The sequence below is a fragment of the Nitrincola alkalilacustris genome (assembly GCF_008973755.1).
GTDB classification, from domain to species: Bacteria; Pseudomonadota; Gammaproteobacteria; order Pseudomonadales; family Balneatricaceae; genus Nitrincola; species Nitrincola alkalilacustris.
On sequence record NZ_WBOM01000004.1, the window covers coordinates 34,743 to 58,059 of the forward strand.

At 54.7% G+C, this 23,317-nt stretch carries 22 protein-coding genes; 11 read left to right on the forward strand and 11 right to left on the reverse strand.

Annotation, left to right across the window (positions count from 1 at the left end):
* The first annotated feature begins 127 nt into the window (after positions 1–127).
* Together pgi and F7R27_RS08110 are read left to right on the forward strand one after the other, a co-directional pair.
* A complete protein-coding gene (pgi, locus tag F7R27_RS08105) occupies positions 128–1,807 on the forward strand; it encodes a glucose-6-phosphate isomerase (protein WP_151703750.1) in 1,680 nt (559 codons plus the stop codon).
* A gap of 48 nt (positions 1,808–1,855) precedes the next feature.
* On the forward strand, positions 1,856–2,320 hold the full coding sequence (locus F7R27_RS08110) for a methylglyoxal synthase (protein ID WP_151703751.1): 465 nt from the start codon (positions 1,856–1,858) through the stop codon (positions 2,318–2,320).
* A 40-nt stretch (positions 2,321–2,360) separates the two neighbouring features.
* Here the strand turns inward: F7R27_RS08110 and glk are convergent, their stop codons facing one another.
* Together glk and edd are read right to left on the reverse strand one after the other, a co-directional pair.
* Positions 2,361–3,389 (reverse strand): glucokinase, encoded by a 1,029-nt coding sequence (glk, locus tag F7R27_RS08115; RefSeq protein ID WP_151703752.1) that lies wholly within the window; start codon positions 3,387–3,389, stop codon positions 2,361–2,363.
* Positions 3,386–5,215, reverse strand: coding sequence for a phosphogluconate dehydratase (gene edd, locus F7R27_RS08120; protein ID WP_151703753.1), 1,830 nt, complete (start codon positions 5,213–5,215; stop codon positions 3,386–3,388). The genes glk and edd overlap by 4 nt, the downstream gene beginning before the upstream one ends.
* A gap of 167 nt (positions 5,216–5,382) precedes the next feature.
* On the opposite strand from edd, the gene gap reads away from it, so the two are divergent.
* Entirely contained in the window at positions 5,383–6,387 is a 1,005-nt protein-coding gene (gene gap / locus F7R27_RS08125; RefSeq protein ID WP_151703754.1) for a type I glyceraldehyde-3-phosphate dehydrogenase, read from the forward strand.
* A 10-nt stretch (positions 6,388–6,397) separates the two neighbouring features.
* A complete protein-coding gene (pyk, locus tag F7R27_RS08130; protein ID WP_151703755.1) occupies positions 6,398–7,846 on the forward strand; it encodes a pyruvate kinase in 1,449 nt (482 codons plus the stop codon).
* Between the two features lie 19 nt (positions 7,847–7,865).
* On the opposite strand, the gene F7R27_RS08135 is transcribed toward pyk, so the two are convergent.
* A complete protein-coding gene (locus F7R27_RS08135) occupies positions 7,866–8,726 on the reverse strand; it encodes a MurR/RpiR family transcriptional regulator (protein ID WP_151703756.1) in 861 nt (286 codons plus the stop codon).
* Positions 8,727–8,945: 219 nt separating this feature from the next.
* On the opposite strand from F7R27_RS08135, the gene zwf reads away from it, so the two are divergent.
* The 5 genes from zwf to F7R27_RS08160 all read left to right on the forward strand — a co-directional run bounded on the left by zwf (position 8,946) and on the right by F7R27_RS08160 (position 14,812).
* Positions 8,946–10,418: a glucose-6-phosphate dehydrogenase gene (zwf, locus tag F7R27_RS08140; protein WP_151703757.1), complete on the forward strand. Its 1,473-nt coding sequence runs from the start codon at positions 8,946–8,948 to the stop codon at positions 10,416–10,418.
* On the forward strand, positions 10,405–11,142 hold the full coding sequence (pgl, locus tag F7R27_RS08145) for a 6-phosphogluconolactonase (protein WP_168927459.1): 738 nt from the start codon (positions 10,405–10,407) through the stop codon (positions 11,140–11,142). The genes zwf and pgl overlap by 14 nt, the downstream gene beginning before the upstream one ends.
* A gap of 47 nt (positions 11,143–11,189) precedes the next feature.
* Positions 11,190–11,861 (forward strand): bifunctional 4-hydroxy-2-oxoglutarate aldolase/2-dehydro-3-deoxy-phosphogluconate aldolase, encoded by a 672-nt coding sequence (locus tag F7R27_RS08150; protein ID WP_151703759.1) that lies wholly within the window; start codon positions 11,190–11,192, stop codon positions 11,859–11,861.
* Positions 11,862–11,897: 36 nt separating this feature from the next.
* Complete coding sequence (eno, locus tag F7R27_RS08155; protein WP_151703760.1) at positions 11,898–13,184, forward strand: phosphopyruvate hydratase; 1,287 nt, start codon at positions 11,898–11,900, stop codon at positions 13,182–13,184.
* A gap of 182 nt (positions 13,185–13,366) precedes the next feature.
* Positions 13,367–14,812, forward strand: coding sequence for an ATP-binding protein (locus tag F7R27_RS08160; protein WP_151703761.1), 1,446 nt, complete (start codon positions 13,367–13,369; stop codon positions 14,810–14,812).
* A 4-nt stretch (positions 14,813–14,816) separates the two neighbouring features.
* Here the strand turns inward: F7R27_RS08160 and F7R27_RS08165 are convergent, their stop codons facing one another.
* Complete coding sequence (locus tag F7R27_RS08165) at positions 14,817–15,032, reverse strand: CsbD family protein (RefSeq protein ID WP_151703762.1); 216 nt, start codon at positions 15,030–15,032, stop codon at positions 14,817–14,819.
* Positions 15,029–15,334, reverse strand: coding sequence for a hypothetical protein (locus F7R27_RS18705; protein WP_206060456.1), 306 nt, complete (start codon positions 15,332–15,334; stop codon positions 15,029–15,031). Before F7R27_RS18705 ends, F7R27_RS08165 begins: the two co-directional genes overlap by 4 nt.
* A gap of 229 nt (positions 15,335–15,563) precedes the next feature.
* Here F7R27_RS18705 and F7R27_RS08175 point away from each other — a divergent pair, with 229 nt between their 5' ends.
* Together F7R27_RS08175 and F7R27_RS08180 are read left to right on the forward strand one after the other, a co-directional pair.
* Positions 15,564–15,722, forward strand: coding sequence for a DUF3309 family protein (locus tag F7R27_RS08175; RefSeq protein ID WP_151703763.1), 159 nt, complete (start codon positions 15,564–15,566; stop codon positions 15,720–15,722).
* A 30-nt stretch (positions 15,723–15,752) separates the two neighbouring features.
* Positions 15,753–16,064: a BON domain-containing protein gene (locus F7R27_RS08180; RefSeq protein ID WP_151703764.1), complete on the forward strand. Its 312-nt coding sequence runs from the start codon at positions 15,753–15,755 to the stop codon at positions 16,062–16,064.
* 99 nt (positions 16,065–16,163) lie between these two features.
* On the opposite strand, the gene F7R27_RS08185 is transcribed toward F7R27_RS08180, so the two are convergent.
* The 6 genes from F7R27_RS08185 to F7R27_RS08210 all read right to left on the reverse strand — a co-directional run bounded on the left by F7R27_RS08185 (position 16,164) and on the right by F7R27_RS08210 (position 23,257).
* Positions 16,164–17,252: a LacI family DNA-binding transcriptional regulator gene (locus F7R27_RS08185; protein ID WP_151703765.1), complete on the reverse strand. Its 1,089-nt coding sequence runs from the start codon at positions 17,250–17,252 to the stop codon at positions 16,164–16,166.
* Positions 17,245–18,372 (reverse strand): ABC transporter ATP-binding protein, encoded by a 1,128-nt coding sequence (locus F7R27_RS08190; RefSeq protein WP_151703766.1) that lies wholly within the window; start codon positions 18,370–18,372, stop codon positions 17,245–17,247. The genes F7R27_RS08185 and F7R27_RS08190 overlap by 8 nt, the downstream gene beginning before the upstream one ends.
* A 39-nt stretch (positions 18,373–18,411) precedes the next feature.
* Positions 18,412–20,028: an alpha-glucosidase gene (locus F7R27_RS08195; protein ID WP_151703767.1), complete on the reverse strand. Its 1,617-nt coding sequence runs from the start codon at positions 20,026–20,028 to the stop codon at positions 18,412–18,414.
* Positions 20,029–20,074: 46 nt separating this feature from the next.
* Positions 20,075–20,926, reverse strand: a complete 852-nt coding sequence (locus F7R27_RS08200) for a carbohydrate ABC transporter permease (RefSeq protein WP_151704134.1) — start codon at positions 20,924–20,926, stop codon at positions 20,075–20,077.
* Positions 20,927–20,946: 20 nt separating this feature from the next.
* Entirely contained in the window at positions 20,947–21,912 is a 966-nt protein-coding gene (locus F7R27_RS08205) for a carbohydrate ABC transporter permease (RefSeq protein ID WP_151703768.1), read from the reverse strand.
* Between the two features lie 73 nt (positions 21,913–21,985).
* Entirely contained in the window at positions 21,986–23,257 is a 1,272-nt protein-coding gene (locus tag F7R27_RS08210) for an ABC transporter substrate-binding protein (RefSeq protein ID WP_151703769.1), read from the reverse strand.
* Between the last annotated feature and the right edge of the window lie 60 nt (positions 23,258–23,317).

The window sequence follows — 23,317 nt, forward strand, 5'->3', positions numbered from 1 at the left end:
ATTAAAACCAATAACTCACAACAGTTACCAATGGCCCGACCACTACCTTATCCGGCCCGATCAATAATGCTTACACCTGATCAATAATACTTACACCTGATCGACAATAAATAGAAAGGATCCAGTTATGAGTCACATCTACGAAACCGACGCCTGGCTTCACCTGCAACAACTGGCTGACAAAGCACGCAGCACCCATCTGCGAGATCTCTTTGCTGCCGACCCGGGTCGCTTTAACAAGATGTCACTCAGCGTGCAGAACATTCTGCTGGATTATTCGAAAAACCTGATTGATGACGAAACCATCAATGCGCTGCAGGCTCTTGCACGTGAAGCCAGGGTCGATGACTGGCGCCAGCGCATGTTTCAGGGTGATCGCATCAATATCACTGAACGCCGCTCAGTACTGCACACAGCACTGCGCAACCGAACCAATACACCGGTTTATGTCGATGGCAAGAATGTCATGCCTGCCGTGAACAACGAACTGGCACGCATGAAAAGCTTCGTCAACAAGGTACGCAAAGGCCAGTGGCGCGGCTACTCAGGCAAACGCATCACCGATGTCGTCAACCTCGGTATCGGCGGATCAGACCTTGGCCCGCGTATGGTCACCCAGGCACTGAAGCCCTATGCCGATGACCGTATCCGTGTGCACTTTGTTTCCAACGTCGATGGTGTCGAGATCGCCAACACACTACGCCCACTGAACCCTGAGCGCGTGCTCTTCGTGGTGGCATCAAAAACCTTCACCACCAGCGAAACCATGACCAATGCCAACACCGCCCGCAACTGGCTGATGTCCTCCGCCTTTGATGAGCGGGCAGTCGGCAAACACTTTGTCGCGGTTTCCAGCAATCACGACGCGATCAAGGCTTTCGGCATCGAACCGGAGAACAGCTTTCAGATGTGGGACTGGGTCGGTGGACGCTTCTCACTCTGGTCCGCCATCGGCCTGCCAATAGCACTCTACCTCGGCTTTCGCCAGTTCGAGGAGCTGCTGACAGGCGCTCACGAGATGGATATCCACTTCCGTGACGAACCGCTGGAGCAAAATGCGCCGGTGATCCTGGCACTGACCAGCATCTGGAACAGCACCTTTCTCGGTTATCAGTCGCAGGCGATTCTGCCTTATAACTGGCCACTGGCACGCTTCTCAGCCTACCTGCAGCAAGCGGAGATGGAAAGTAACGGCAAGTCGATCGATCATAAGGGGGAACCGGTTCCACACAGGACAGGCGCCATCATCTGGGGGCAACTGGGTATTGACGGTCAGCACGCCTTTTACCAGTATCTGCATCAGAGCAACACCATCGTGCCGGCTGACTTTATCGGCACCGTCGAAAGCAGCACACCGGTTCCTGGCCATCATGACAATCTGATGGCCAACTTCTTTGCTCAGACAGAAGCCCTGATGAACGGCATCAGTGCCGAAGAGGTACGCGAGGATCTGCAAAGCAAAGGACTGCCTGAAGATGAGATCCAGCGCCTCGTTCCGCATAAGGTTCATTACGGCAACAGGCCCACCAACACCCTGCTGCTGCAGCGCCTGGACCCACGCACACTGGGGGCTCTGATTGCGCTTTATGAACACAAGATCTTTGTACAGGGTGTGATCTGGAACATCTGCTCTTTCGATCAGTGGGGTGTTGAGCTGGGCAAGACACTGGCCAAGCGGATACTGCCGGAACTGACCGGAGACAAGGAGCTGCTGGCGCACGATGCTTCCACCGGCAATCTGATCCGTCACTTCAAACAGCAACGCAAGCTACTGGCGGAAACCTCGAAAATGATCAATAAAAGCTGATATCGACAGGCTTTTAACTGAGCGGCTTTTAACTGAGCAGGTGAAAAAATGAAGCGCAAAACCATCTCCATGCCAACCAGCAAACGCATCGCTCTGATTGCACACGACAACATGAAAAAAGAGCTGCTGGACTGGGCCAGAACCAATCTGGATCAACTCAACCAGCATAAGTTGTTTGCCACAGGCACTACCGGGCACCTGCTCGAGAAGGGTCTGGGCATTGATATCAACAAGCTGATCAGCGGCCCACTCGGTGGTGATCAGCAGATTGGCTCAATGCTGACGACCATGGAGATGGATATGGTCATCTTCTTCTGGGACCCCTTCGAAGCAATGCCACACGATCCGGATGTCAAGGCACTGCTGCGTATCGCAGCCGTCTGGAACGTGCCGGTAGCGTGCAATCGCAGCTCAGCCGACTTCCTGATCAGCTCACCGCTGATGTCGCAAGCCCATCAGTATCAGGTACCGGATTACGAGGCATACCTGAAAGAGCGTCTGCCCGCTCTCTGAATAGAAGGAAAAGGGGTCAGGTACATTTATCCCTGGTCTCTTAACGCAGTGCGGCGGCGGCGCCAAGCAGCCCCGGATGCTTTGCCGTACACAGCCAGACCGGCACCTCTCGCAGATACCCCTCAAAACGCCCTTTGGCTTCGAACCCTTGACGAAAAGCACTTTGCTGCAGAAAGTCAGCCATCCTCGGCAGAATGCCACCGCACAGATAGACACCACCGCGAGCACCCAACGTCAGTACCGCATCTCCTGCCTGCTCACCGAGGATACGGCAGAAGCGTTGCAACGTTTCGACCGCGAGGCTATTTACCGCAAGACTATTACCTGCGTGGCTATTACCTGCGTGGCTATCACCTGCAAGACTACCACCTACATAACCACCCGCCAGACCCGCAGCCGTGATATCGGCTGGTGTGAGGCGCTCATCGAAAGGTTGCTGATGATACTGCGCCAGCGCTCGGTACAGATTAACCAGCCCCTGACCACAGAGAATACGCTCAACCGAAACACGCCCAAACTGCTGTTTGAGACTGCGCCAGACCTCAACCTCGACCTCATCTGTCGGAGCGAAGCTGACATGCCCACCCTCGGTTGCGAGCGCAATCCATCTATTGTCCTTGCCACCTGACGGTACCAGTGCCGACACACCCAACCCGGTTCCCGGACCGATCACCAATCTGGGAGCGCCCTCCAGCCCCTGCCCTGCTCCGACATCCTGCAGCTCATCCGACCTGACCTCCAGCATGCCCAGCGCCATCGCCGTGAAATCATTCAGCAACTCAAGCTGCTCAAGCCCCAAGCGTGAGCGAAGCATATCGCGGGTAAAGACCCAGTGATTGTTGGTCATGCGGATGGTTTCAACCTGAACCGGACAGGCAAATGCCAGACTCGCTCGGGTGATTCCCGAAACCCCAGCCTGCCGGAAATATTCCAGGCAAGCCGCATCCAGATTTTCATAATCAGCACAGGCGAGTGTCTGCACCTGCTCCAGAGCGCGACTGCCTTCAGCGACCAGCGCAAAACGTGCGTTAGTGCCCCCGACATCCGCTACCAGTGAATAACGACTCATGCATCCACCTCAGGATGAAAGAAAACCGTCGCCCCCTGCTCCGCACAGTTAACACTGTGGCGCATCGGTGCAAACAGCTCACGCCCCATACCCGATTGGTGCTTCACCACCCCAACCGGCAGCACCACCTCACGTTGAGCCAACGTCTGCTCATCGACCTTGAGCTCCAGCACGCCCTTGGTGGCATCCACACGAATCACATCACCATTGCGTACACGTGCCAGCGGGCCACCTTCGCAAGCCTCAGGCCAGACATGTATCGCTGCAGGCACCTTACCGGAGGCTCCCGACATGCGTCCGTCAGTCACCAGCGCGACATGAAAACCGCGATCCTGAAGCGTACCCAGATAGGGCGTCAGCTTGTGCAGCTCGGGCATACCGATCGCTTTAGGCCCTTGGAAGCGCACCACGGCAACAAAATCCTTCTCCAGCTCACCGCGCTTGAAGGCATCAGCCAGCTCATCCTGATCTTCAAAGACAATGGCCGACGCTTCAACCACCTGATGTTCAGGCGCAACGGCAGATACCTTGATCACACCACGTCCGAGGTTGCCATGCAGCACTTTCAACCCGCCATCCTCACTGAAGGGGGCGGCAGCAGTTGCCAGTACCGTAGCGTCCAGCGACTCAACAGGCCCGTCTCGCCACACCAGCTTACCCTCCTCCAGGAAAGGCTCACGCGTGTAGCGTGACAGCCCCTGCCCCATCACGGTCATCACATCCTCGTGCAAAAGCCCGGCACCGAGAAGCTCGCGAATCAGAAACGCCGTACCGCCAGCCGCCTGAAAGTGATTGATATCTGCTGATCCATTCGGATAGATCCGCGCCAATAAAGGCACAACAGCAGAGAGATCAGAGAAATCATCCCAGTTGATGATGATACCGGCCGCTCTGGCAATCGCCACAAAGTGCAGCGTATGGTTGGTGGAGCCACCGCTGGCCAGCAACGCGACCAGACCATTGACGATAGTGCGCTCGTCAATCACTTCATAAAGCGGTGTGAAGCGCCCATTCGAGGGCGTCAGGCGGACCGCCTGCTGTGCAGCTTCGCGCGTCAGCGCATCACGCAGTGGCGTGCCAGGATTGATGAAAGAAGCACCCGGCAAGTGCAGCCCCATCGTCTCTACCACCATCTGATTGGTATTCGCCGTGCCGTAGAAGGTGCAGGTACCGGCACTGTGATAGGAACTGGATTCGCACTCCAGCAGCGCATCACGACCCACTTTGCCTTCGGCATAGAGCTGGCGGATATGCGCTTTCTCCTTGTTGGACAAGCCGGATGTCATGGGGCCAGCCGGTACAAAAATCGTCGGCAGATGGCCGAAACGCAACGCGGCCATCAACAACCCCGGCACGATCTTGTCGCAGATGCCCAGGTAAAGTGCCGCATCAAACATATTGTGTGACATCGCCACAGCAGCCGACATCGCGATCACATCGCGACTGAACAGACTCAGCTCCATGCCAGGGCGCCCCTGAGTGACACCGTCACACATCGCCGGTACGCCACCGGCAACCTGCGCCACGGACCCCATCTCCCGAGCTGCCTCGCGGATCAGTTGCGGATAGGTTTCATAAGGCTGGTGTGCCGACAGCATATCGTTATAAGCAGTAACGATACCGATGTTGACGGCATTCATCATTTTCAGCGCATTCTTATCATCCGCCTGACACGCCGCAAAACCGTGCGCCAGATTCCCACAGGACAGTGCGCCACGATGCACACCTTGCTCCTGCGCATCCTGCATGCTTCTCAGATAATTGGCACGCGTGGTTTTACTGCGCTCGATGATGCGCTCGGTGACGGCCTGGACGTTGCTGTGCATAGGATCTCCCGCTCGGATGAAACCGACTTTATTGTAATAGGTCCATTTTAACTCTTTATTTTGGTAATTTTACATATCTTTTTGCATTTAAGCTGTGTATTTAAGAAAAAATAAAGTAACATTTACCAATAAAAATAGAACAAACTGACCACAGAGGTTTCAGAATTATGACTATCCGGGTTGCCATTAATGGCTTCGGCCGCATCGGCCGCAATGTGCTGCGCGCACTTTACGAAAACAACTACCGTGATCGCATTCAGGTTGTCGCCATCAATGACCTGGGCGATGCCAACATCAACGCCCACCTATTCAAGTATGACACGGTTCACGGACAATTCAGCGGCGATGTCAGCCACGACAATGACTCCATGATCGTCAACGGCGACAAGATCAGCATCAGTGCACTGCGCAACCCAGCCGAACTACCCTGGAAAGAACTGAACATCGATGTTGTGTACGAGTGCACCGGCCTGTTCACCAGCCGCAGTAAAGCCGCGGCACACCTTGAAGCTGGCGCCCGAAAGGTGATCATCTCAGCCCCCGGCACAGATGTCGACGCCACCGTTGTCTTTGGTGTCAATGACCAGGCACTGCGCCAGTCTCACCAGATTATCTCCAACGCCTCCTGCACCACCAACTGCCTCGCTCCCGTGGCTCAGGTGCTGCAGCGCGAGATCGGTATCGAAAGTGGCCTGATGACCACGATTCATGCCTACACCAATGACCAGAATCTGTCGGATGTCTATCACAGCGACCTGTATCGCGCCCGCTCAGCCACTCAATCCATGATTCCAACCAAAACCGGTGCAGCGTCTGCTGTCGGCCTGGTGCTGCCGGAACTGGCAGGCAAGTTTGACGGCATGGCCGTGCGCGTACCTACCATCAATGTATCACTGGTCGATCTGAATTTTATCGCCGAGCGCAAAACCAGTGTGGAAGAGGTCAACCGCCTGCTGGAAACTGCAAGCAAAACGTCACAGGTACTGGGTTACAATGATCTTCCACTGGTATCAGTGGATTTTAACCACAACCCCCTGTCATCGATTTTCGATGCTTCACAAACCAAGGTATCTGGTCGCCTGGTGAAAATCATGGCCTGGTACGATAATGAGTGGGGCTTTTCGAATCGCATGCTCGACAACACACTCGCCCTGATACAGGCACCCGCCTGAGGAGCAGAACATGTTAAGACGTACCAAGATAGTTGCTACACTCGGCCCGGCCACCAGCTCTCCTGAAGCGATTGAGCGCCTGATTCTCGCCGGTGCTGACGTGATGCGACTGAACTTCTCCCATGGCGAAGCCCGTGATCATGCCGAGCGTGCCCGCCTGGTTCGGGAACTGTCTGCCAAGCATGGCCGTCATGTCGCCCTGCTCGGCGATCTGCAGGGCCCAAAGATCCGCATCGCCCGCTTTGCGGACAAAAAAGTAACGCTGAAAAAGGGGCAGATCTTTACCCTGGATTCCGGACTGGATAAAGATGCCGGCACAGTGGAGCGGGTCGGTATCGATTACGAAGCACTGGTCAACGATTCGCGCCCCGGCGATATCCTGCTGCTGGATGATGGCCGCGTGGAGCTGGAAGTACAGTCCGTCGAAGGCGATCAGGTGATCACCCGTGTTGTGATCGGCGGTGAGCTGTCGAACAACAAGGGGATCAACCGCAAAGGCGGTGGCCTGTCGGCCAAAGCACTGACCGATAAGGATAAGGAAGATATCAAGCTCGCGGCCGAGATCGGCGTGGATTATGTCGCCGTCTCCTTCCCGCGTGATGCCTCTGATATGCACGAAGCCCGCGCACTGCTTGAAGCGACCGGCTCCACTGCAGGCCTGGTGGCCAAGATCGAACGCGCCGAAACTGTGGCCGATGACGAAGTCCTGGATGATGTGATCCGCGCCTCGGAAGTGGTCATGGTGGCACGTGGGGATCTGGCCGTCGAGATCGGTGATGCCACGCTGGTCGGGGTGCAGAAGCATATCATTGCGCGCGCCCGTGCTCTGAACAAGATCGTGATCACCGCCACACAGATGATGGAGTCGATGATTCACAGCCCGATGCCGACCCGTGCTGAAGTGTCGGACGTGGCCAATGCGGTGATGGACTACACTGATGCTGTGATGCTGTCGGCCGAAACTGCCGCCGGGGATTACCCGACCGAAGCAGTGGAAGCGATGGCGCGCATCATCATCGGTGCTGAACTGCACCCGATCACGCACAAGTCGAAGCACCGCATCTATGAAGAGTTTCAGCAGATCGATGAAGCGATAGCGCTGTCGGCGATGTATGCCGCCAACCACCTGCAGGGCGTGAAAGCGATCATCTGCATGTCGGAAACCGGCCTGACGCCACGCCTGATGTCACGAATCCGCTCACCACTGCCGATCTATGCGATGTCTCGTCGCGCAGACACCCAGTTTCGCGTGGCGCTGTATCGCGGCGTGCAGACGATCCCCTTCTATGCGGATCAACTGCCACCGGAAGAGATCAATCAGCGCGCCGTGGATGAATTGATTCAGCGCGAGGCCGTGAAAGATGGTGACCGCGTGATCATCACCAAGGGCGACTACCTGAATGCTCAGGGTGGCACCAATACGATGAAGATCATCACGGTAGGTCAGAAAGTCTCCTGATCTGACGGATTAACTGGCGTCACTCGTTAGCAAAACGGGTCGGCGCCAGGCTATCCTTGATCCGCTTCAGATAACGCTGAAAATCCACTCCTCTTCGCAGCGTCACGCCCGTGGCCAGTACATCCAGCATGGTCAGCTGAATCAGGCGTGATGTCATAGGCATATAAATATCCGTATCCTCCTGACTCGGCACCGATAGCAGCAGCGTACACTCTTTCGCCAGCGGCGAATGCTCCGTGGTGATACCGATTACAGTCGCACCGCTTTCACGCCCGATACCCGCTATCTCGACCAGCTCACGGGTACGGCCGGTATAAGAGATGATCACGATCACATCACCGGTATGCGCACCCGCTGCTACCATGCGCTGCATCAGCGCATCTTCATAGGCCATCACCGGAATATTCAGGCGAAAGAACTTGTGCTGCGCATCCAGCGCAACCGGACCCGACGCTCCCATACCAAAGAAAAAGATCTGCTTGGCCTGACTCAGATAGTCCACGGCACGCGTAATCACCGGTGGCCGCAGAGTCTTGCGCGCACTGTCTATGGCCGCAATGGTTGAGGAGAAAATCTTGTCGGTGTACTCTTCGGTGGAGTCATCAAACTCGACATTACGCGTCACATAAGGCATGCCACCGGCAAGACTCTGCGCCAGGCGCAGTTTGAAGTCGGGATACCCGCGTTCATCAAAGCCTCGACAAAAGCGATTGACCGTCGGCTCACTGACACCCGCCTCCTGCGCCAATGCAGTGATTGTCAGACGTATGGCTGAGTTAGGGTCCCGCATGATGACAGTCGCCACCTTGCGCTCAGACTTATTCAGAGTCTCCAATCGCTGACGAATCTCTTCCAGCAGATTTCCGCGGTTATCGTTCATACGCTTATCCAGGTAAATTATCTACATCAACAGGTTATTCAGGACTATAGCGTGAAAAAATAGCCATAACCACCCATACTGACCAGATAAACCCAGTCAAGAAAACGCTTCACACCCTTTTATTTAGGTAAATTTAGCAAATAAATAAGGTTGACTAACCATTTTTGACATTCTATTATCCATAATGTATGTCAAATAACTACAAAAAGGCTATTATGCATGCCTAAGCTACAGACACCCTGTGACATGATCTTTTTTGGCGCTCTCGGCGACCTGACGCAGCGCAAGCTACTGCCCGCCCTCTATCAACTGGAGCGTGCTGAGCTACTCGGTGATGGCACCCGCATCATCTGTCTGGCACGCAATACAGACCACGCCAGCGCCATGATCCAGACCCGGGAAAACCTGCTCAAATATATCCATCAGAGCGAACTCACTGAACCGGTGCTGGAACGTCTCACCCATCGCATTCAGTTTATGAGCCTGACGTTCGATCAACCGGCTGCTTACCAGGGGCTGGCGGATCTTCTGGACAGCAAGCCCGAGCATGAGCGGGTCTTCTACTATGCCACACCAGCCTCCATCTATGGCCAGATCAGCGCCAATCTTCATGATGCAGGCTGCCTGAATGACGCCTGCCGTGTTGTGCTCGAGAAACCGATCGGCAATAGCCTGGCCTCGTCACATCAGGTCAATGCCGATGTTGGACGCTACTTCGGCGAGTCCCAGATCTACCGTATCGACCATTATCTGGGAAAAGAAACCGTACAGAATCTGATTGCGCTGCGTTTTGCCAACAACCTGTTCGGCACCCAGTGGAATCAGAATCATATTTCGCATGTCGAGATTACTGTGGCTGAGAAGGTCGGAATTGAAGGTCGCTGGGGTTATTTCGATCAGGCTGGACAGATGCGTGACATGGTGCAGAACCACCTGTTGCAACTGCTGTGTCTGGTCGCCATGGATCCCCCCGCTGATCTGTCCGCCGATAGCATCCGTGATGAGAAGGTCAAGGTACTCAAGGCGCTGAAACCGATCACGCCTGAACTGATGGGCAGCCATGTTGTGCGTGGTCAGTACACCAGTGGCAGCATCGACGGCAAAGCCGTGCCTGGTTATCTTGATGAACCGGATGCCAATACTGCCAGCTCCACTGAAACCTTCGTCGCCATTCGCGCCGAGGTCGGTAACTGGCGCTGGGCAGGCGTGCCTTTTTACCTGCGCACCGGCAAGCGCTTGCCGGAGAAGCTGTCGCAGATCACCATCCATTTCCGTCAGCAGCCGCACTATATTTTCGATCCGGAGCAGCGTCAGCTCGCCAATAATAAGCTGATCATCAAACTGCAGCCGGACGAAGGGATCGCCCTGCAGATCCTGACCAAGGATCAGGGACTGGACAAGGGGATGCAGCTGCGCAAGGCACCGCTTCAGCTCAGCTTCTCTCAGGCCTTCGGCATAGAGCGCGTACCTGATGCCTATGAACGACTGCTGCTGGAGGTGATGCAGGGCAATCAGTATCTGTTTGTCAGACGCGATGAGATCGAACACGCCTGGAAATGGTGCGACCAACTGCTGAATCAGTGGCAGGAGATGAATGAAGCGCCCCTTCCTTATGACGCCGGCACCTGGGGCCCTGAGGCGATCGATCGTCTGTTGGCAACCGATGGGAGGGTCTGGCATGAGCATCAATGATATGACTGCTCATAATGAGCTGCCGCTGCCCGAGGGGGTCAGGCTACGCTGTTTTAACAGCCGCGAAGAGCAGACAGTCGCCTTGGCCGAAGAGGTCATGGCCATTCTCCAGTCGGGTATCAAAGCTCAGGGACGGGCCGCCGTTGCCTTTTCTGGAGGGCGCACCCCTATCCCTCTGTTTCAACAGTTAAGAACAGAAGATCTGAACTGGGCTGCAACTCAGATCACCCTGGCCGATGATCGCTGTCTGCCACTGGCAAGCCCGGACAGCAATGCCGGACTGATCACTCAGCAGTTACTCCAAGAAAAGGCAGCGGCAGCTGAGTTCATTCCGCTGTGGCTGGATCGTTATGACGCCCTCTCGCATGATGCGATTCTGGCCGATTGTCAGGCCCGTCTTGACGCCCTGCCCGAGCTGTTTGATCTGGTGATACTGGGAATGGGTAATGATGGCCACACGGCCTCACTCTTTCCCTGTTCCGACGAGCTGGATGGAGCACTCACCACCCAGCAGGATTGCGCGCTGCTGCAGCCAACTACCGCCCCCTGGCAACGCCTGACACTGACACCTCATCGCTTGCTACGCAGTCGCCAGCATATCCTGCACCTGTGCGGTGAGGATAAGCTCAACACCCTGACACAAGCGCTGCAGCCGGGTACACAACGCGACATGCCTATCCGGATATTTCTTTCTCAGCCTCTTACCATCTATTGGAACCCCTGATCTGCGGGCAGACAGGGACTTACAAGCCATTTTTTACAGGATCTGATATGAGCCTACAGACACTTTCTCCACAGACCAGCCAGCAGATAGATGAGCTGTGCGCCCTGAGCCCGGTGATTCCGGTATTGACGTTCAACACGCTTGAAGAGGCCCTGCCAATCGCCGAAGCGCTGGTTGAGGGCGGCCTGACGGTACTTGAAGTCACTCTGCGCACGCCAGTCGCTCTGGATGCGATCCATCTGCTGTCGGATAAACTACCCGAAGCCCATGTCGGTGCTGGCACAGTCCTGGACCAAGAGCAGTACAAGACCGCCTGCGATGCTGGCTCCCGTTTTATCGTGACACCCGGTGCTACCGATGAGCTGTTGCAGTACGGGATCGAAAGCGACATTCCGCTGCTGCCCGGTGTTCAGACCATATCAGAGCTGATGATCGCCTATGCTCGTGGCTATCGCCGCTTCAAGTTCTTCCCTGCCGAAGTGGCCGGAGGCACTGCTGCACTCAAGGCCTATGCTGGCCCTCTGCCCGATATCCGCTTCTGCCCCACTGGCGGCATCCGTCTGGAAACCGCGGCTGACTATCTGATTCTCAGCAATGTCATGTGTGTCGGTGGCTCCTGGCTGACACCGGCAGACCGGGTAGCCGACAAGGACTGGGCGGCCATTCGTCAACTGGCTCGCGATACCGTGTTCAAATTGCGTTCACACCAACTGGCCTGACAGCCAGATCACATTCAAATAACAGGAGAAAATCCGATGATCCGCGATATCAGAGCACGTGAAGTGCTCGACTCACGAGGCAACCCGACCGTAGAAGCCGACGTTATTCTGGAATCTGGCGCTATTGGTACAGCCTGCGCGCCATCAGGTGCGTCTACCGGCTCTCGTGAAGCCCTCGAGCTACGCGATGGTGACTCAGCACGTTACCTCGGTAAAGGTGTTCTGAAAGCCGTTGCTGCCGTGAATGGCCCGATTCGCACCGCTCTGATTGGCATGGATGCAAAGGATCAGTTTTCTCTGGATAACCGGATGCTGGATCTGGATGGTACCGAGAATAAAACCAATCTGGGTGCAAATGCGATCCTGGCAGTATCACTGGCAGCCGCCAAAGCCGCAGCTGCCGAGAAAGGAGTTCCACTCTATGCCCATATTGCCGATCTGAATGGCACTCCTGGTCAGTACTCTATGCCGTTGCCGATGATGAATATCCTCAATGGCGGTGAGCATGCCGATAACAATGTCGATATTCAGGAGTTCATGGTCCAGCCGGTCGGCTTCACCTCATTCCGCGAAGGACTGCGCTGTGGCACCGAGATCTTCCACGCGCTTAAAGCGGTATTGAAGGCACGCGGCCTGAGTACGGCCGTAGGTGATGAAGGTGGCTTTGCACCGAATCTGGGCTCCAATGAAGAAGCCCTGGTCGTGATAGAGCAGGCGGTTGCCAATGCCGGTTATCAGCTCGGCAAGGATGTCACGCTGGCACTGGATTGTGCGGCATCCGAGTTCTACCGCGATGGTCAATACGATCTGTCCGGTGAGGGCAAGCAGTTCTCCTCCAACGGCTTCAGTGATTATCTGGCAGAGTTGTGTGAGCGTTATCCGATTCTGTCAGTCGAAGACGGTCTGGACGAGTCCGATTGGGATGGCTGGGAATATCTGACCCGGAAACTGGGCCAGAAAGTACAGCTGGTCGGGGATGACTTGTTCGTCACCAACAGCAAAATTCTCAAGGAAGGGATCAGCAGAGGTGTAGGTAACTCCATTCTGATCAAGTTCAACCAGATCGGGACCCTCAGCGAAACCCTGGATGCGATCAAGATGGCACGCGAAGCAGGCTACACCGCTGTCATCTCGCACCGCTCGGGTGAAACCGAAGACACGACCATCGCTGATCTTGCCGTGGGTACCTGTGCTGGCCAGATCAAAACCGGCTCTCTGTGCCGTTCGGATCGTGTCGCCAAGTACAACCGCCTGCTGCGAATTGAGGAGGCGCTGGGAGATCAGGCCATCTATCGTGGTCGTAATGAAATCAAGGGCCAGTAAACCACACTCAGTCACTTAAGCTCAGAAAATACCCCTTTTTGCGGGTTGTCGGCAACTCTCCCAGCCTTCAGCCCGCCCTTTCCTTTCTGTCACACCATTGATTCAATATTTTGTTCTATCCTGCTCTAATTGCTACACTGAGGTTATAAAATCATAACAATTCTAGTAAGGATCTCTGTCCTATGGCCACCGAGCTGGCACCAGACACTGACCTGATCACGTTTGCAGACGAGCCTGACCTGCAAAAGGAAACACTACATACTTCATCCTCAACTGATGCCGAACCCTGGCAGATACTATTGGTTGATGATGAACCAGACGTGCATGAGGTGACCAGGATCGTCCTCAAGGATGTGATACTCCTGGGGCATCGCGTGGCATTCACCAGCGCCTACTCTGCCGCCGAAGCATTTGAGTTGCTGCAGCAGCGAAGCTTTGCCTGCATTCTGCTGGATGTAGTAATGGAGACCGAAGACGCTGGGCTGCGCCTCGTTAGCCGGATCCGTGATGAGCTGCAGGACAAAACCACCCGTATCATTCTGCGTACCGGTCAGCCAGGCAAGGCGCCTGAAATGAAAGTGGTCGATCAGTATGATATCAATGACTATGCCGCCAAGGCAGACCTCACTCGTAATCGCCTGATAACAAGCATCACCTCCGCACTTCGCACCTACCGCCAGATACACTCACTGGAAGAAAGTCAACTGGCATTAAAAGACGCCAGGCAGAACCTCGAAGCACGGGTGGCAGAGCGTACCGCCGAACTGGTCAAAAACCAGGAAACCCTGAAACGTGCATTGCTTCAGCTTAAAAAAACCCAGTCGCGCATGCTCTACAGTGACAAGATGGCTTCCATTGGACAGCTTGCCGCGGGAGTAGCACATGAGATCAACAACCCGATCGGATTTATCTCCAGTAACTTGTCAACTCTTGGCAAGTATATGATAGAGATAGACAGCATGCTGGAGCAGGGAGAACGACTGGTCAACCAAATACTGGCACAACAGATTTCACCGGCACTGCGCCAGAATACCGAAGAGCTTCAGCAGCAAATGAAGGACAATGAACTGGATTTCATGCTCAGTGATATCAAGGACCTGCTCGAGGAGAGCCATCAGGGCGTTGACCGTGTAAAAAATATCGTATCCACGCTTGAGAGCTTCACCAGTCATGATCAACAGATCATGGAGAAGCATGATATCAATACACTGCTGCGATCAGCAGTCGAAGTGGTGTCGCCTCAGTTCAAGGACAGCAGTCTGCTGACCACCTCACTCAGTCCTTTACCACAGATCAGTTGCATGAAAAGTGAACTGTTGCAAACCTTCATCAATCTTCTGATCAATGCAGCCATGGCAACGCAGAATAATAATGGCAAGGTCAGAGTCAGTACCCGTGACCTGGGCAATGGCTGGATAAGAATCAATATATTTGATACCGGCTGTGGAATAGACAAAGCGTATCTGCAAAAGATCTTCGACCCCTTCTTCACCACTCGCGACGTTGGCCAGGGTACTGGTCTGGGGCTGAGCATTGTCTATAACACGGTGGTGGCTCATCACGGAAAGATCAAAGCCACCAGCCGAGTCGGTAAGGGAACTCTGTTCAGGATTCAATTACCGGTTTAAGCGCTTAGGAAAGCCCGTTTTTATCGAGGAATTCCTTCACCTCTTTTTCCGCCTGATCACGTGAGATCGCATAGCGTTCCTGCACCAGACCGGCCAACTTATCCGATTGTCCTTCAGACTGAAGTATCTCGTCATCAGTTAGTTTGCCCCAGGCAATTTTTACAGACCCAACGCTCTGCTGCCATTTGCCCTTCAACTCGCCCTTCACTGGAAGGGTCATGATGGGCGCTTCGTCTGCTGCTGAGGAGAAGCCTCTGGTTTTACAGGGTTAGAGGGTGATGGATCTGGCTGCTTGGCAGGGGCAGTCTTGCCATTTCCCTGTTTGCCATCCTTCTGGTTGCCTTCTGCAGGGTTGGCTCCCGAACCAGACCCAGCAGGCTGACCCTGCTGTTTCTGCTGGCCCTGCTGACCCTGCTGTTTCTGCTGGCCCTGCTGGCCCTGCTGGCCCTGCTGACCTTGCTGACCTTGCTGACCTTGCTGACCTTGCTGACCTTGCTGATTCTGATTTTCTGGCGTTTTCATATTTAAACCCCTGCGTACATTCGGTGGGAGGCGATATTGCTTCAGACCGTGATTCACTATGGCCCCAGTAAAACAACCTCTCTGTGCGTTGGCACACTTACCGATAAAAGATTTTCAAGAGTAATGTTCGATAGCGCACAGTACCGGCATTTGAAAAGGCGCATTGTTACTTCATTGGCAGTCACACAGAAGCAACATGCATCAAATCATGACCGCCAGGAGAGCTCACATGTCTTTAGGTACTATTTTAATTGTCTTACTGATCTTGATTCTGATTGGTGTCATACCTGGATGGAATCACAGCAGAAGCTGGGGATATGGGCCCAGTGGTCTAGTCGGAGCGATAGTCGTTATATTGGTGGTATTGCTTTTATTGGGACGGATTTAGATGTTCAACAATCAACAAGGAATACACAAAATGAAAAGTTTCAAAATCGTGTCAGCATTCATTCTAATGCTGCTGATAGTATCACTGGCCGCTTGCGGCTCAACCTCCAACCAGTCAAGTACCGGTGAGTATATTGATGACACAGTGATCACAACAAAAGTCAAAGCCGAAATATTGAACGATCCGGAACTCAAGGTCATGGAGATCAATGTTGAAACCTACAAAGGCACTGTTCAACTGAGTGGATTTGTCAGCACTCAGGCACATATCAATCGTGCCACTCAGATCGCTCGCGCTGTCGATGGCGTTGTCGCGGTCAAGAATGATATACGAATGAAGTGAACTGTCAGTGAACTGATATAGCACAATGAATGCAAAAGATCCCCGCATCTTCTGCGGGGGTCAACCTCAGCACTGTACAGGCATAACCCAACAGCCGCTTCAATCCTTACAGCCAACCGCCGGGCAGCTCTCTCTTACAACAAGCCTTGTCGGCAGCACCACATCCCTGTCTGCCTCCTGACCCAGAAAAATCTTCGCAGCCAATTGCCCTTTCAGCTCACTCTGCTGGTGCACCGTGGTCAATGACGGGTGCAGATTACTGCCTTCCGGTATGCCGTCAAAGCCAACAATATGCAGCTCTTCAGGCACTTTTATCTTCAACTGCAGCGCTACCTGCAAGGCAGCCAGCGCCACACGATCACTCATGCACAGCAGCAGAGTCGGACGATTCGGCCCCATGAGTATTTCACTGGCCACCTGATAGGCGATGCGGTGTGAGTTTTCAGGAATATTCCAGATAGGCACCTGCTCGGGATCAAGCCCTGCCTGGCTCAAGGCATCCAGATAACCATCCAGTCGGCGCACGGTGATGGAGTGGCGCGAATTCAACAGTTGCCGGTGGCTTACCAGTGCCACCTGATAATCCGATATCAGACGCAGACCCAGTATCGCCACCTGACGATGGCCATGCTTCAGGGCATGCTCGGCCGAGGCTCTGGCTCCAGAGTAGTTCTCGATATTGACCGAGGTGAACTGATCCATATCGAAGTCGACCGTCACTGTGCGCTTCTGCTGCTGCATCAGGCGTTCAAACTGGCGCCCACTGCGCATGATGCCATAGATGATGAAGCCATCCACCATCGACTCCATCTGGCGACTCTTGTAACTGCTGTCCTCATCCTTGACCTGCAGCAACAGCATATTGCAATGCTGCTTATCCAGCACCTCACCGACACCGGCCAGAAACTGACTGGCAACGGGATCGCTCATACTGTAAGCAAGACTGTCGGTCAACATGACGCCAATGATACCGCTGCGACCGGTACGCAGACTGCGCGCCGCCGCATTCGGACCGTCATAACCCAACTGGCGACAGTCCTCAAGTATACGCTTGCGCAGTTGCTCTGAAAGCTGATCCGGACGGTTGAAGGCATTGGAGATCGTTGCCGTCGAGACATTGAGCTTCTGTGCGATATCCTTGATTGTCAGACGGCGCGACTCCTCCACGACACGGCTATCATCACCCATTGCCGACCTCTCTGCTGCGCTCCTGCAGACTGGTGCGTGGCATTGCCAGGCACTCGTCATCAAACAGATACGTGAGTTCCGGGCTGATATCCAGCAGCACCAGATCACCGACTCTGATCGAGGTATAGGCAGGGGCTCTGGCCACCAGCAACTCTTCTGCACAGGGATGCTGCAGATAGACAAAGGACTCATTGCCGAGATATTCGACATTGATCACCTCCAGCCCATCATCCTGTGCTGTTGCCGGACGCAATGCCAGATGTTCAGGACGGACGCCAAGTGTCACCTTGGCCCCTTTTTGCAGCCTTGAGCTGTTAACGGCAGAGATAACATCCCCTGCTCCAGCAATACTGACCTGCGATTGATTGCTTCCCGGCACAACCAGTGTGCCCTGAATAAAGTTCATCTTGGGCGAACCGATAAAGCCCGCGACAAATATCGATGCCGGATTCTCGTACAGCTCATAGGGTGACCCGACCTGCTCGACTCGACCGGCATTCAGTACCACGATCTTGTCAGCCAGAGTCATCGCCTCCACCTGATCATGGGTGACATAGATCATGGTCGATTGCAGACGCTGATGCAGCTTGGCGATCTCGGTACGCATCTGCACGCGCAGCGAAGCATCCAGGTTGGACAGTGGCTCATCAAACAGCATGATCCGGGGTTCACGCGCCATGGCGCGACCTATCGCCACACGCTGACGCTGACCTCCGGACATCTCCTTGGGCTTGCGCTCCAGCAGTGCCTCAAGCTGCAACACCTCAGCGGTTTTAGACACCCGCTCGTGCACCGTCTGCTGTTTCTCCTTCGCCAGCTTGAGGCCAAAGGCGATGTTTTCATAGACCGTCATATGCGGATAGAGGGCGTAGGACTGAAACACCATCCCGACGCCACGCTCCTTGGGCGACAGATGATTGACCAGATCACCACCGATATGCAGATCACCGGCAGAGATCTCCTCAAGACCTGCAATCAAACGCAACAGCGTTGATTTGCCGCAGCCTGAGGGGCCGACAAAGACAACAAACTCACCATTCTCAATCGTCAGATCTATATCACGCAAGATGTGAACAGGGCCGTAGGCTTTATTTATTTTTGTCAGTGTGACGCTTGCCATCGTGCTCTCCAACCGGGTGCGGGGCACCCGGAGCTTTCATTAAATTTCTGCAAACAGTGCCTGATAAGGCGGCAAAACAATCTGCTCATTGATCAAGGTGCCGTTGAATCCATGCCCATCAAGCAGTTTTACCGGTCCGTTATAGGGCTGAGTCAACTCAACGGATGTCAGGTTGATCGCTACCAGCAGCGTCTGTTCTGGTGTCCTGCGAATCCAGCACAGCATGTCGCCGGTATCCTGCAGCAGCTCCAGATCCCCTTTCAGCAGGGCAGGTTGCTCACGTCGCCAGCAGATAAACCGGCGCATCGCCTGCAGCATCGAACCCTTATCCGCCTCCTGCTGTGCCACCGACAGTGGCAGGTGGCGCTCGTCCACCGGCAACCAGGGCTCAACCTCGGAGAAGCCACCCTGAGGCGCCTGCTGCCACACCATCGGTGTACGACAGCCATCACGCCCCTTGAACTCAGGCCAGAATGGGATGCCATAGGGGTCCTGAATACGCTCAAAGGGTACTTCCGCCTCGGGCAACCCAAGCTCTTCCCCCTGATAAAGGCAGACACTGCCACGCAACGCCATCTGCATCGCCAGGATCACTTTCGGATAATCCGGGCCCTCTTCGACACCTTTTTCAGCACCCCAGCGCGTGGCACTGCGCACCACATCATGGTTCGACAGCGCCCAGCAGGGCCAGGCATCACCGGCGATACGGCGGAAGCGCTCAATCACTTCCCGGATATAGGCCGGTGAGCGTGGCGTGTTGAGCAGGTCGAAGGTATAAGCCATATGCAGCTTGTCGTTACCGGAGGTATATTCCGCCATCCGCTCCAGCGGATGATCATCGCCTATCTCACCCACGCTGGTCGCACCGGGATACTCATCCAGCAGACGGCGCAGATCCTGCAGAAACAGCAGGTTCTCAGGCTGGCTGAGATCATGCACATGCTGCTGCCAGGTGTAAGGGTTGGTTGCCGGCGCGCCGAGTGTCTTTGCACCGCCCTGAGGGACCGGTGGATTGTCGGTCAGTGCGGCGTTGTGAAAGTAGAAGTTCACGGTATCCAGACGGAAGCCATCCACGCCGAGATCCAGCCAGAAGCGCATGTTATCCAACTGCGCCTGACGTACATCCGGATTATGGAAGTTCAGATCCGGCTGGCTGGTCAGGAAGTTGTGCAGATAATACTGCTGACGACGGCTGTCGAAAGTCCAGGCGCTACCACCGAAGATAGACAGCCAGTTGTTCGGCGGTGTGCCATCGGGCTTCGGATCAGCCCAGACATACCAGTCAGCCTTGGCATTATCCCGACTCTGACGGCTTTCACGGAACCAGGGATGCTCTTCAGCAGTATGGCTCAACACCTGATCGATAGTGACGCGAAGGCCAAGATCATGTGCTTTGGCTACCAACGCACGAAAATCATCCAGCGTCCCGAACAGCGGATCGACATCGCGATAATCGGATACGTCGTAGCCGAAGTCCTTCATCGGTGAGGTGAAAAAAGGTGACAACCAGATACCATCCACGCCAAGCGACGCCACATAGTCCAGCTTCTCAGTAATACCCGGCAGATCACCGATACCATCACCGTTACTGTCCATAAAGCTGCGAGGATAGATCTGATAGATCACGCCGCCCTTCCACCAATCATTGTTTTGCATCGCAGTTTTTTCCATCACAGCAGACATGGGGGACATACTCCTCGAATTACCCTTTGACCGCCCCGGCTGTCAGACCGGAGACAATACGACGTTGAAAAATAAGAACCAGAACCACCAGCGGTACTGTCACGATCACCGATGCCGCCATTATGATGCCCCAGGGCAGTTCATAGGCTGAGCCACCACTGATCAGCGCAATCGCCACCGGCACCGTGCGCTGGTCATCAGTCAGTGTGAAGGTGAGCGCAAACAGAAACTCGTTCCACGCAGCGATGAATGCCAGCAGACCGGTCGTGACCATGGCAGGCCAGAGCAGCGGCATGAACACCTTGAACAGCGTCACCACCGGTGAGGCACCATCGACTATGGCGGCCTCTTCCAGCTCTTTCGGCAACTGACGCATGAAGGTGGTCAGCACCCAGACGGTAAAGGGCAGCGTAAAGATGGTGTAAGAGAACACCAGCCCCAGTGGATTGTTGTACAGGTTCAGCGCACGGATCACCTCAAACAACCCGGACAACACCGCCACCTGGGGGAACATCGATACCGCCAACACGATCAGCAGCACCGTGCCACGGCCACGAAACTCAACACGTCCCAACGCATAGGCGGCGGTCAGGCCGAACAGCAATGAGATCGCCACCGTCAGAGTCGACACCAGCAGTGAGTTCCACAGACTTTTCACAAAGGAGGTCTGCGACAACACCGTCTGATAGTTACTGAAGTTCAGACTGGTGATCAGATAATCGATACTGAACAACTGAGCACTGCTCTTGAAGGAGGTCAGGATCGCGTAATAAAAAGGAAAGACCGAAAACAGCATGATCGCCAGAATCAGCAGCCAGAAGGCTGTGCGCAGCAACAGGTGCTTGATCAGCTTGCGGGTTGACGGTTGCATATGCAGGGATTGAATAGTCATCAGTAGCCTCCCATCCGCTTACGGCCAAGATAGAGATAGGCGATAGTGCACAGTGCAATCACCAGGAACAGCAGCGTTGAGGCGGCAGAACCATAGCCGACATCCTGAAACTCAACCAGTTGCTGACGCGCATAGACCGACATCGACATGGTATCGCTGCTATTGGAGGTCAGCACAAAGATCAGATCGAATACCCGCAGTGCATCCAGCACCCGGAAGATCACCGCCACCATCAGGGCCGGTGCTATCAGTGGCAGGGTAACCTTGAAGAAGACTCTGACCGGATGAATACCATCCACCTTGGCCGCCTCATAACAGTCAGAGGGCAACATCTGCAATGCAGCGAGCGTCAGCAACGTCATGAAGGGTGTGGTTTTCCAGACATCCACCATGATCACCGCCCACATCGACAGGCTGGGATCAGCCGTCCAGGCCAGTGGTTCGCTGATAAATCCAAGAGTCATGAATATATCATTGAGGATGCCGAACTGATCATGCAGCATCCAGCCCCACATGCGGGCCGAAACAATCGTTGGAATTGCCCAGGGGATCAGGATCGCAGCACGCACCAGCGCCCGCCCCCGGAATTTGGCATTCAAAGTAAGCGCGACAATGATGCCCAGAAAAGTTTCCGCAGACACGGATACCACTGTAAAAAACAGCGTATTCCAGACGGCGCGCCACCACAGCCGATCTGCCAACACGCCATACCACATTCCATCTTCATACAGCAGGTAGTTTTCAATGCCGATAAAACTGTAATCAGTCAGGTTACCCAGATTGGCGTCGGTAAAGCTGAACCAGATGGTACGCAGCAAAGGCCATCCGGCGACGGCCGCCAGCACAACCAGCATGGGTAACAGGAAAAACCAGGCAGTGCGAGTGCGCTGACGTACCAGGCGAAGCCGGGTGGCACGCGGTCGCAAAACAGGCTCTGCCAGGGATTGAGTGATGGTGTTGGACATAGATGAAAACTCCAGCCAGATTCGGATCAAATCTGCCACCGGCGGCTACCACCGCCAGTGACAGAGGTGCGACTTACCAGCCGCGACGACTCATGCGTATAAGCTGACGTTCCAGATCCTCAACCGCTTCCTGGGCGGATTGCCCGCCCGACAACACGCTGTGAACTGCGTTAAAGGTGGCATTGCTGACACGGCCATAGTTGTTACCTGTGGAGGATGATGGACGCGGAACACCATTGAGGAAGGTTTCATACAGCTCGCCGAAGAAAGGCACTTCAGCCAAAACTTCTTCATCTTCATAAAGGGCCGCTATCGTCGGGTTATAGGAACCCTTGATGGCACGGCGCTTCTGCTCTTCATAGCTGGTCAGGAAGTTAACCAGATCGGCAGCTGCTTCAGGGTTCTTTGAATAGCGTGATACTGCCAGCTGCCAACCGCCCAAGGTTCCGGCATGGCGACCATCCTCACCACCTTTTGGCAGGGCAACCACACCGACCTGGCCACGAATCGGGCTGTCTTCACTCTGTGCCAGAGTCCAGGCATAGGGCCAGTTACGCATGAATACAGCGTTTCCTGACTGGAACACGCCACGCGCTTCCTCTTCAGCGTAATTCAGTACACCCGGAGGTGATATGTTATTGATCCAGCTGCTGGCCATCTCCAGTGCCGAGATCGCCTGCGGATTGTTGATGGTGATATTACCTTCCTGATCAACAATGGTGCCGCCGTTATAGCTGTAGATCCACTCCAGCGCATCACAGGTCAGTCCCTCGTAGGCACGACCCTGCCATACAAAACCCCACATCTGGTTATTACCGGCACTGCGCTCCTGCGCCTGAACATGCTCGGCGACTTCAGTCAATTGTTCCCAGGTTTGCGGCACTGGCTGCTGATATTTTTCAAGCAGATCCTTGCGATAGTAGAGCACACCGGCATCAGTGAACCAGGGCATTGCCACCAGCTTGCCATCAACCGTATTGTTGGTTACCAGAGACTCGAAATGATCGTTTTCTGCGCCATTGGTATAGGGGCTGAGATCCAGCAGATGCTGCGCCAGCATACCCGGCCAGACGACATCTATCTGCAGCACATCGATATCCTGAGTACCTGCCGAAAGGAGCTGCTGATAGAGCGAGAGGCGTTCTGTAGAGGAGTTCGGCGTTGATACCAGCTCGACATGGTTGCCGGTCTTGGCGCGCCAGGCGGCGACGCCCTCTTCACACAGTTGCAGTTCGGCACCGACAGCGCCACAAGAGATGGTAATGGAGGTTGCATGTACGGCGCCTGCCAGCAGCCATGCGGAACCGGCGATGAATGCCGACTTGTACAGATGTGAGGTTTTCATTCAATCGTACCTTTTATTTTTTTTATCGTGTGCTGATTCAAAATAGCAACTTAAACGTTT

What these genes read in the sequence shown, in the direction of transcription:
- F7R27_RS08190 (WP_151703766.1), bottom strand. Translation starts at nt 18,372, where the DNA reads ATGGCAAGCGTCACACTGACAAAAATAAATAAAGCCTACGGCCCTGTT.
- F7R27_RS08175 (WP_151703763.1), top strand. Translation starts at nt 15,564, where the DNA reads ATGTCTTTAGGTACTATTTTAATTGTCTTACTGATCTTGATTCTGATT.
- F7R27_RS08200 (WP_151704134.1), bottom strand. Translation starts at nt 20,926, where the DNA reads ATGCAACCGTCAACCCGCAAGCTGATCAAGCACCTGTTGCTGCGCACA.
- F7R27_RS08135 (WP_151703756.1), bottom strand. Translation starts at nt 8,726, where the DNA reads ATGAACGATAACCGCGGAAATCTGCTGGAAGAGATTCGTCAGCGATTG.
- pgl (WP_168927459.1), top strand. Translation starts at nt 10,405, where the DNA reads ATGAGCATCAATGATATGACTGCTCATAATGAGCTGCCGCTGCCCGAG.
- F7R27_RS08185 (WP_151703765.1), bottom strand. Translation starts at nt 17,252, where the DNA reads ATGGGTGATGATAGCCGTGTCGTGGAGGAGTCGCGCCGTCTGACAATC.
- eno (WP_151703760.1), top strand. Translation starts at nt 11,898, where the DNA reads ATGATCCGCGATATCAGAGCACGTGAAGTGCTCGACTCACGAGGCAAC.
- edd (WP_151703753.1), bottom strand. Translation starts at nt 5,215, where the DNA reads ATGCACAGCAACGTCCAGGCCGTCACCGAGCGCATCATCGAGCGCAGT.
- F7R27_RS08180 (WP_151703764.1), top strand. Translation starts at nt 15,753, where the DNA reads ATGAAAAGTTTCAAAATCGTGTCAGCATTCATTCTAATGCTGCTGATA.
- F7R27_RS08165 (WP_151703762.1), bottom strand. Translation starts at nt 15,032, where the DNA reads ATGACCCTTCCAGTGAAGGGCGAGTTGAAGGGCAAATGGCAGCAGAGC.
- F7R27_RS08150 (WP_151703759.1), top strand. Translation starts at nt 11,190, where the DNA reads ATGAGCCTACAGACACTTTCTCCACAGACCAGCCAGCAGATAGATGAG.
- F7R27_RS08160 (WP_151703761.1), top strand. Translation starts at nt 13,367, where the DNA reads ATGGCCACCGAGCTGGCACCAGACACTGACCTGATCACGTTTGCAGAC.
- pgi (WP_151703750.1), top strand. Translation starts at nt 128, where the DNA reads ATGAGTCACATCTACGAAACCGACGCCTGGCTTCACCTGCAACAACTG.
- F7R27_RS18705 (WP_206060456.1), bottom strand. Translation starts at nt 15,334, where the DNA reads ATGAAAACGCCAGAAAATCAGAATCAGCAAGGTCAGCAAGGTCAGCAA.
- F7R27_RS08210 (WP_151703769.1), bottom strand. Translation starts at nt 23,257, where the DNA reads ATGAAAACCTCACATCTGTACAAGTCGGCATTCATCGCCGGTTCCGCA.
- F7R27_RS08195 (WP_151703767.1), bottom strand. Translation starts at nt 20,028, where the DNA reads ATGCAAAACAATGATTGGTGGAAGGGCGGCGTGATCTATCAGATCTAT.
- pyk (WP_151703755.1), top strand. Translation starts at nt 6,398, where the DNA reads ATGTTAAGACGTACCAAGATAGTTGCTACACTCGGCCCGGCCACCAGC.
- F7R27_RS08205 (WP_151703768.1), bottom strand. Translation starts at nt 21,912, where the DNA reads ATGTCCAACACCATCACTCAATCCCTGGCAGAGCCTGTTTTGCGACCG.
- F7R27_RS08110 (WP_151703751.1), top strand. Translation starts at nt 1,856, where the DNA reads ATGAAGCGCAAAACCATCTCCATGCCAACCAGCAAACGCATCGCTCTG.
- glk (WP_151703752.1), bottom strand. Translation starts at nt 3,389, where the DNA reads ATGAGTCGTTATTCACTGGTAGCGGATGTCGGGGGCACTAACGCACGT.
- zwf (WP_151703757.1), top strand. Translation starts at nt 8,946, where the DNA reads ATGCCTAAGCTACAGACACCCTGTGACATGATCTTTTTTGGCGCTCTC.
- gap (WP_151703754.1), top strand. Translation starts at nt 5,383, where the DNA reads ATGACTATCCGGGTTGCCATTAATGGCTTCGGCCGCATCGGCCGCAAT.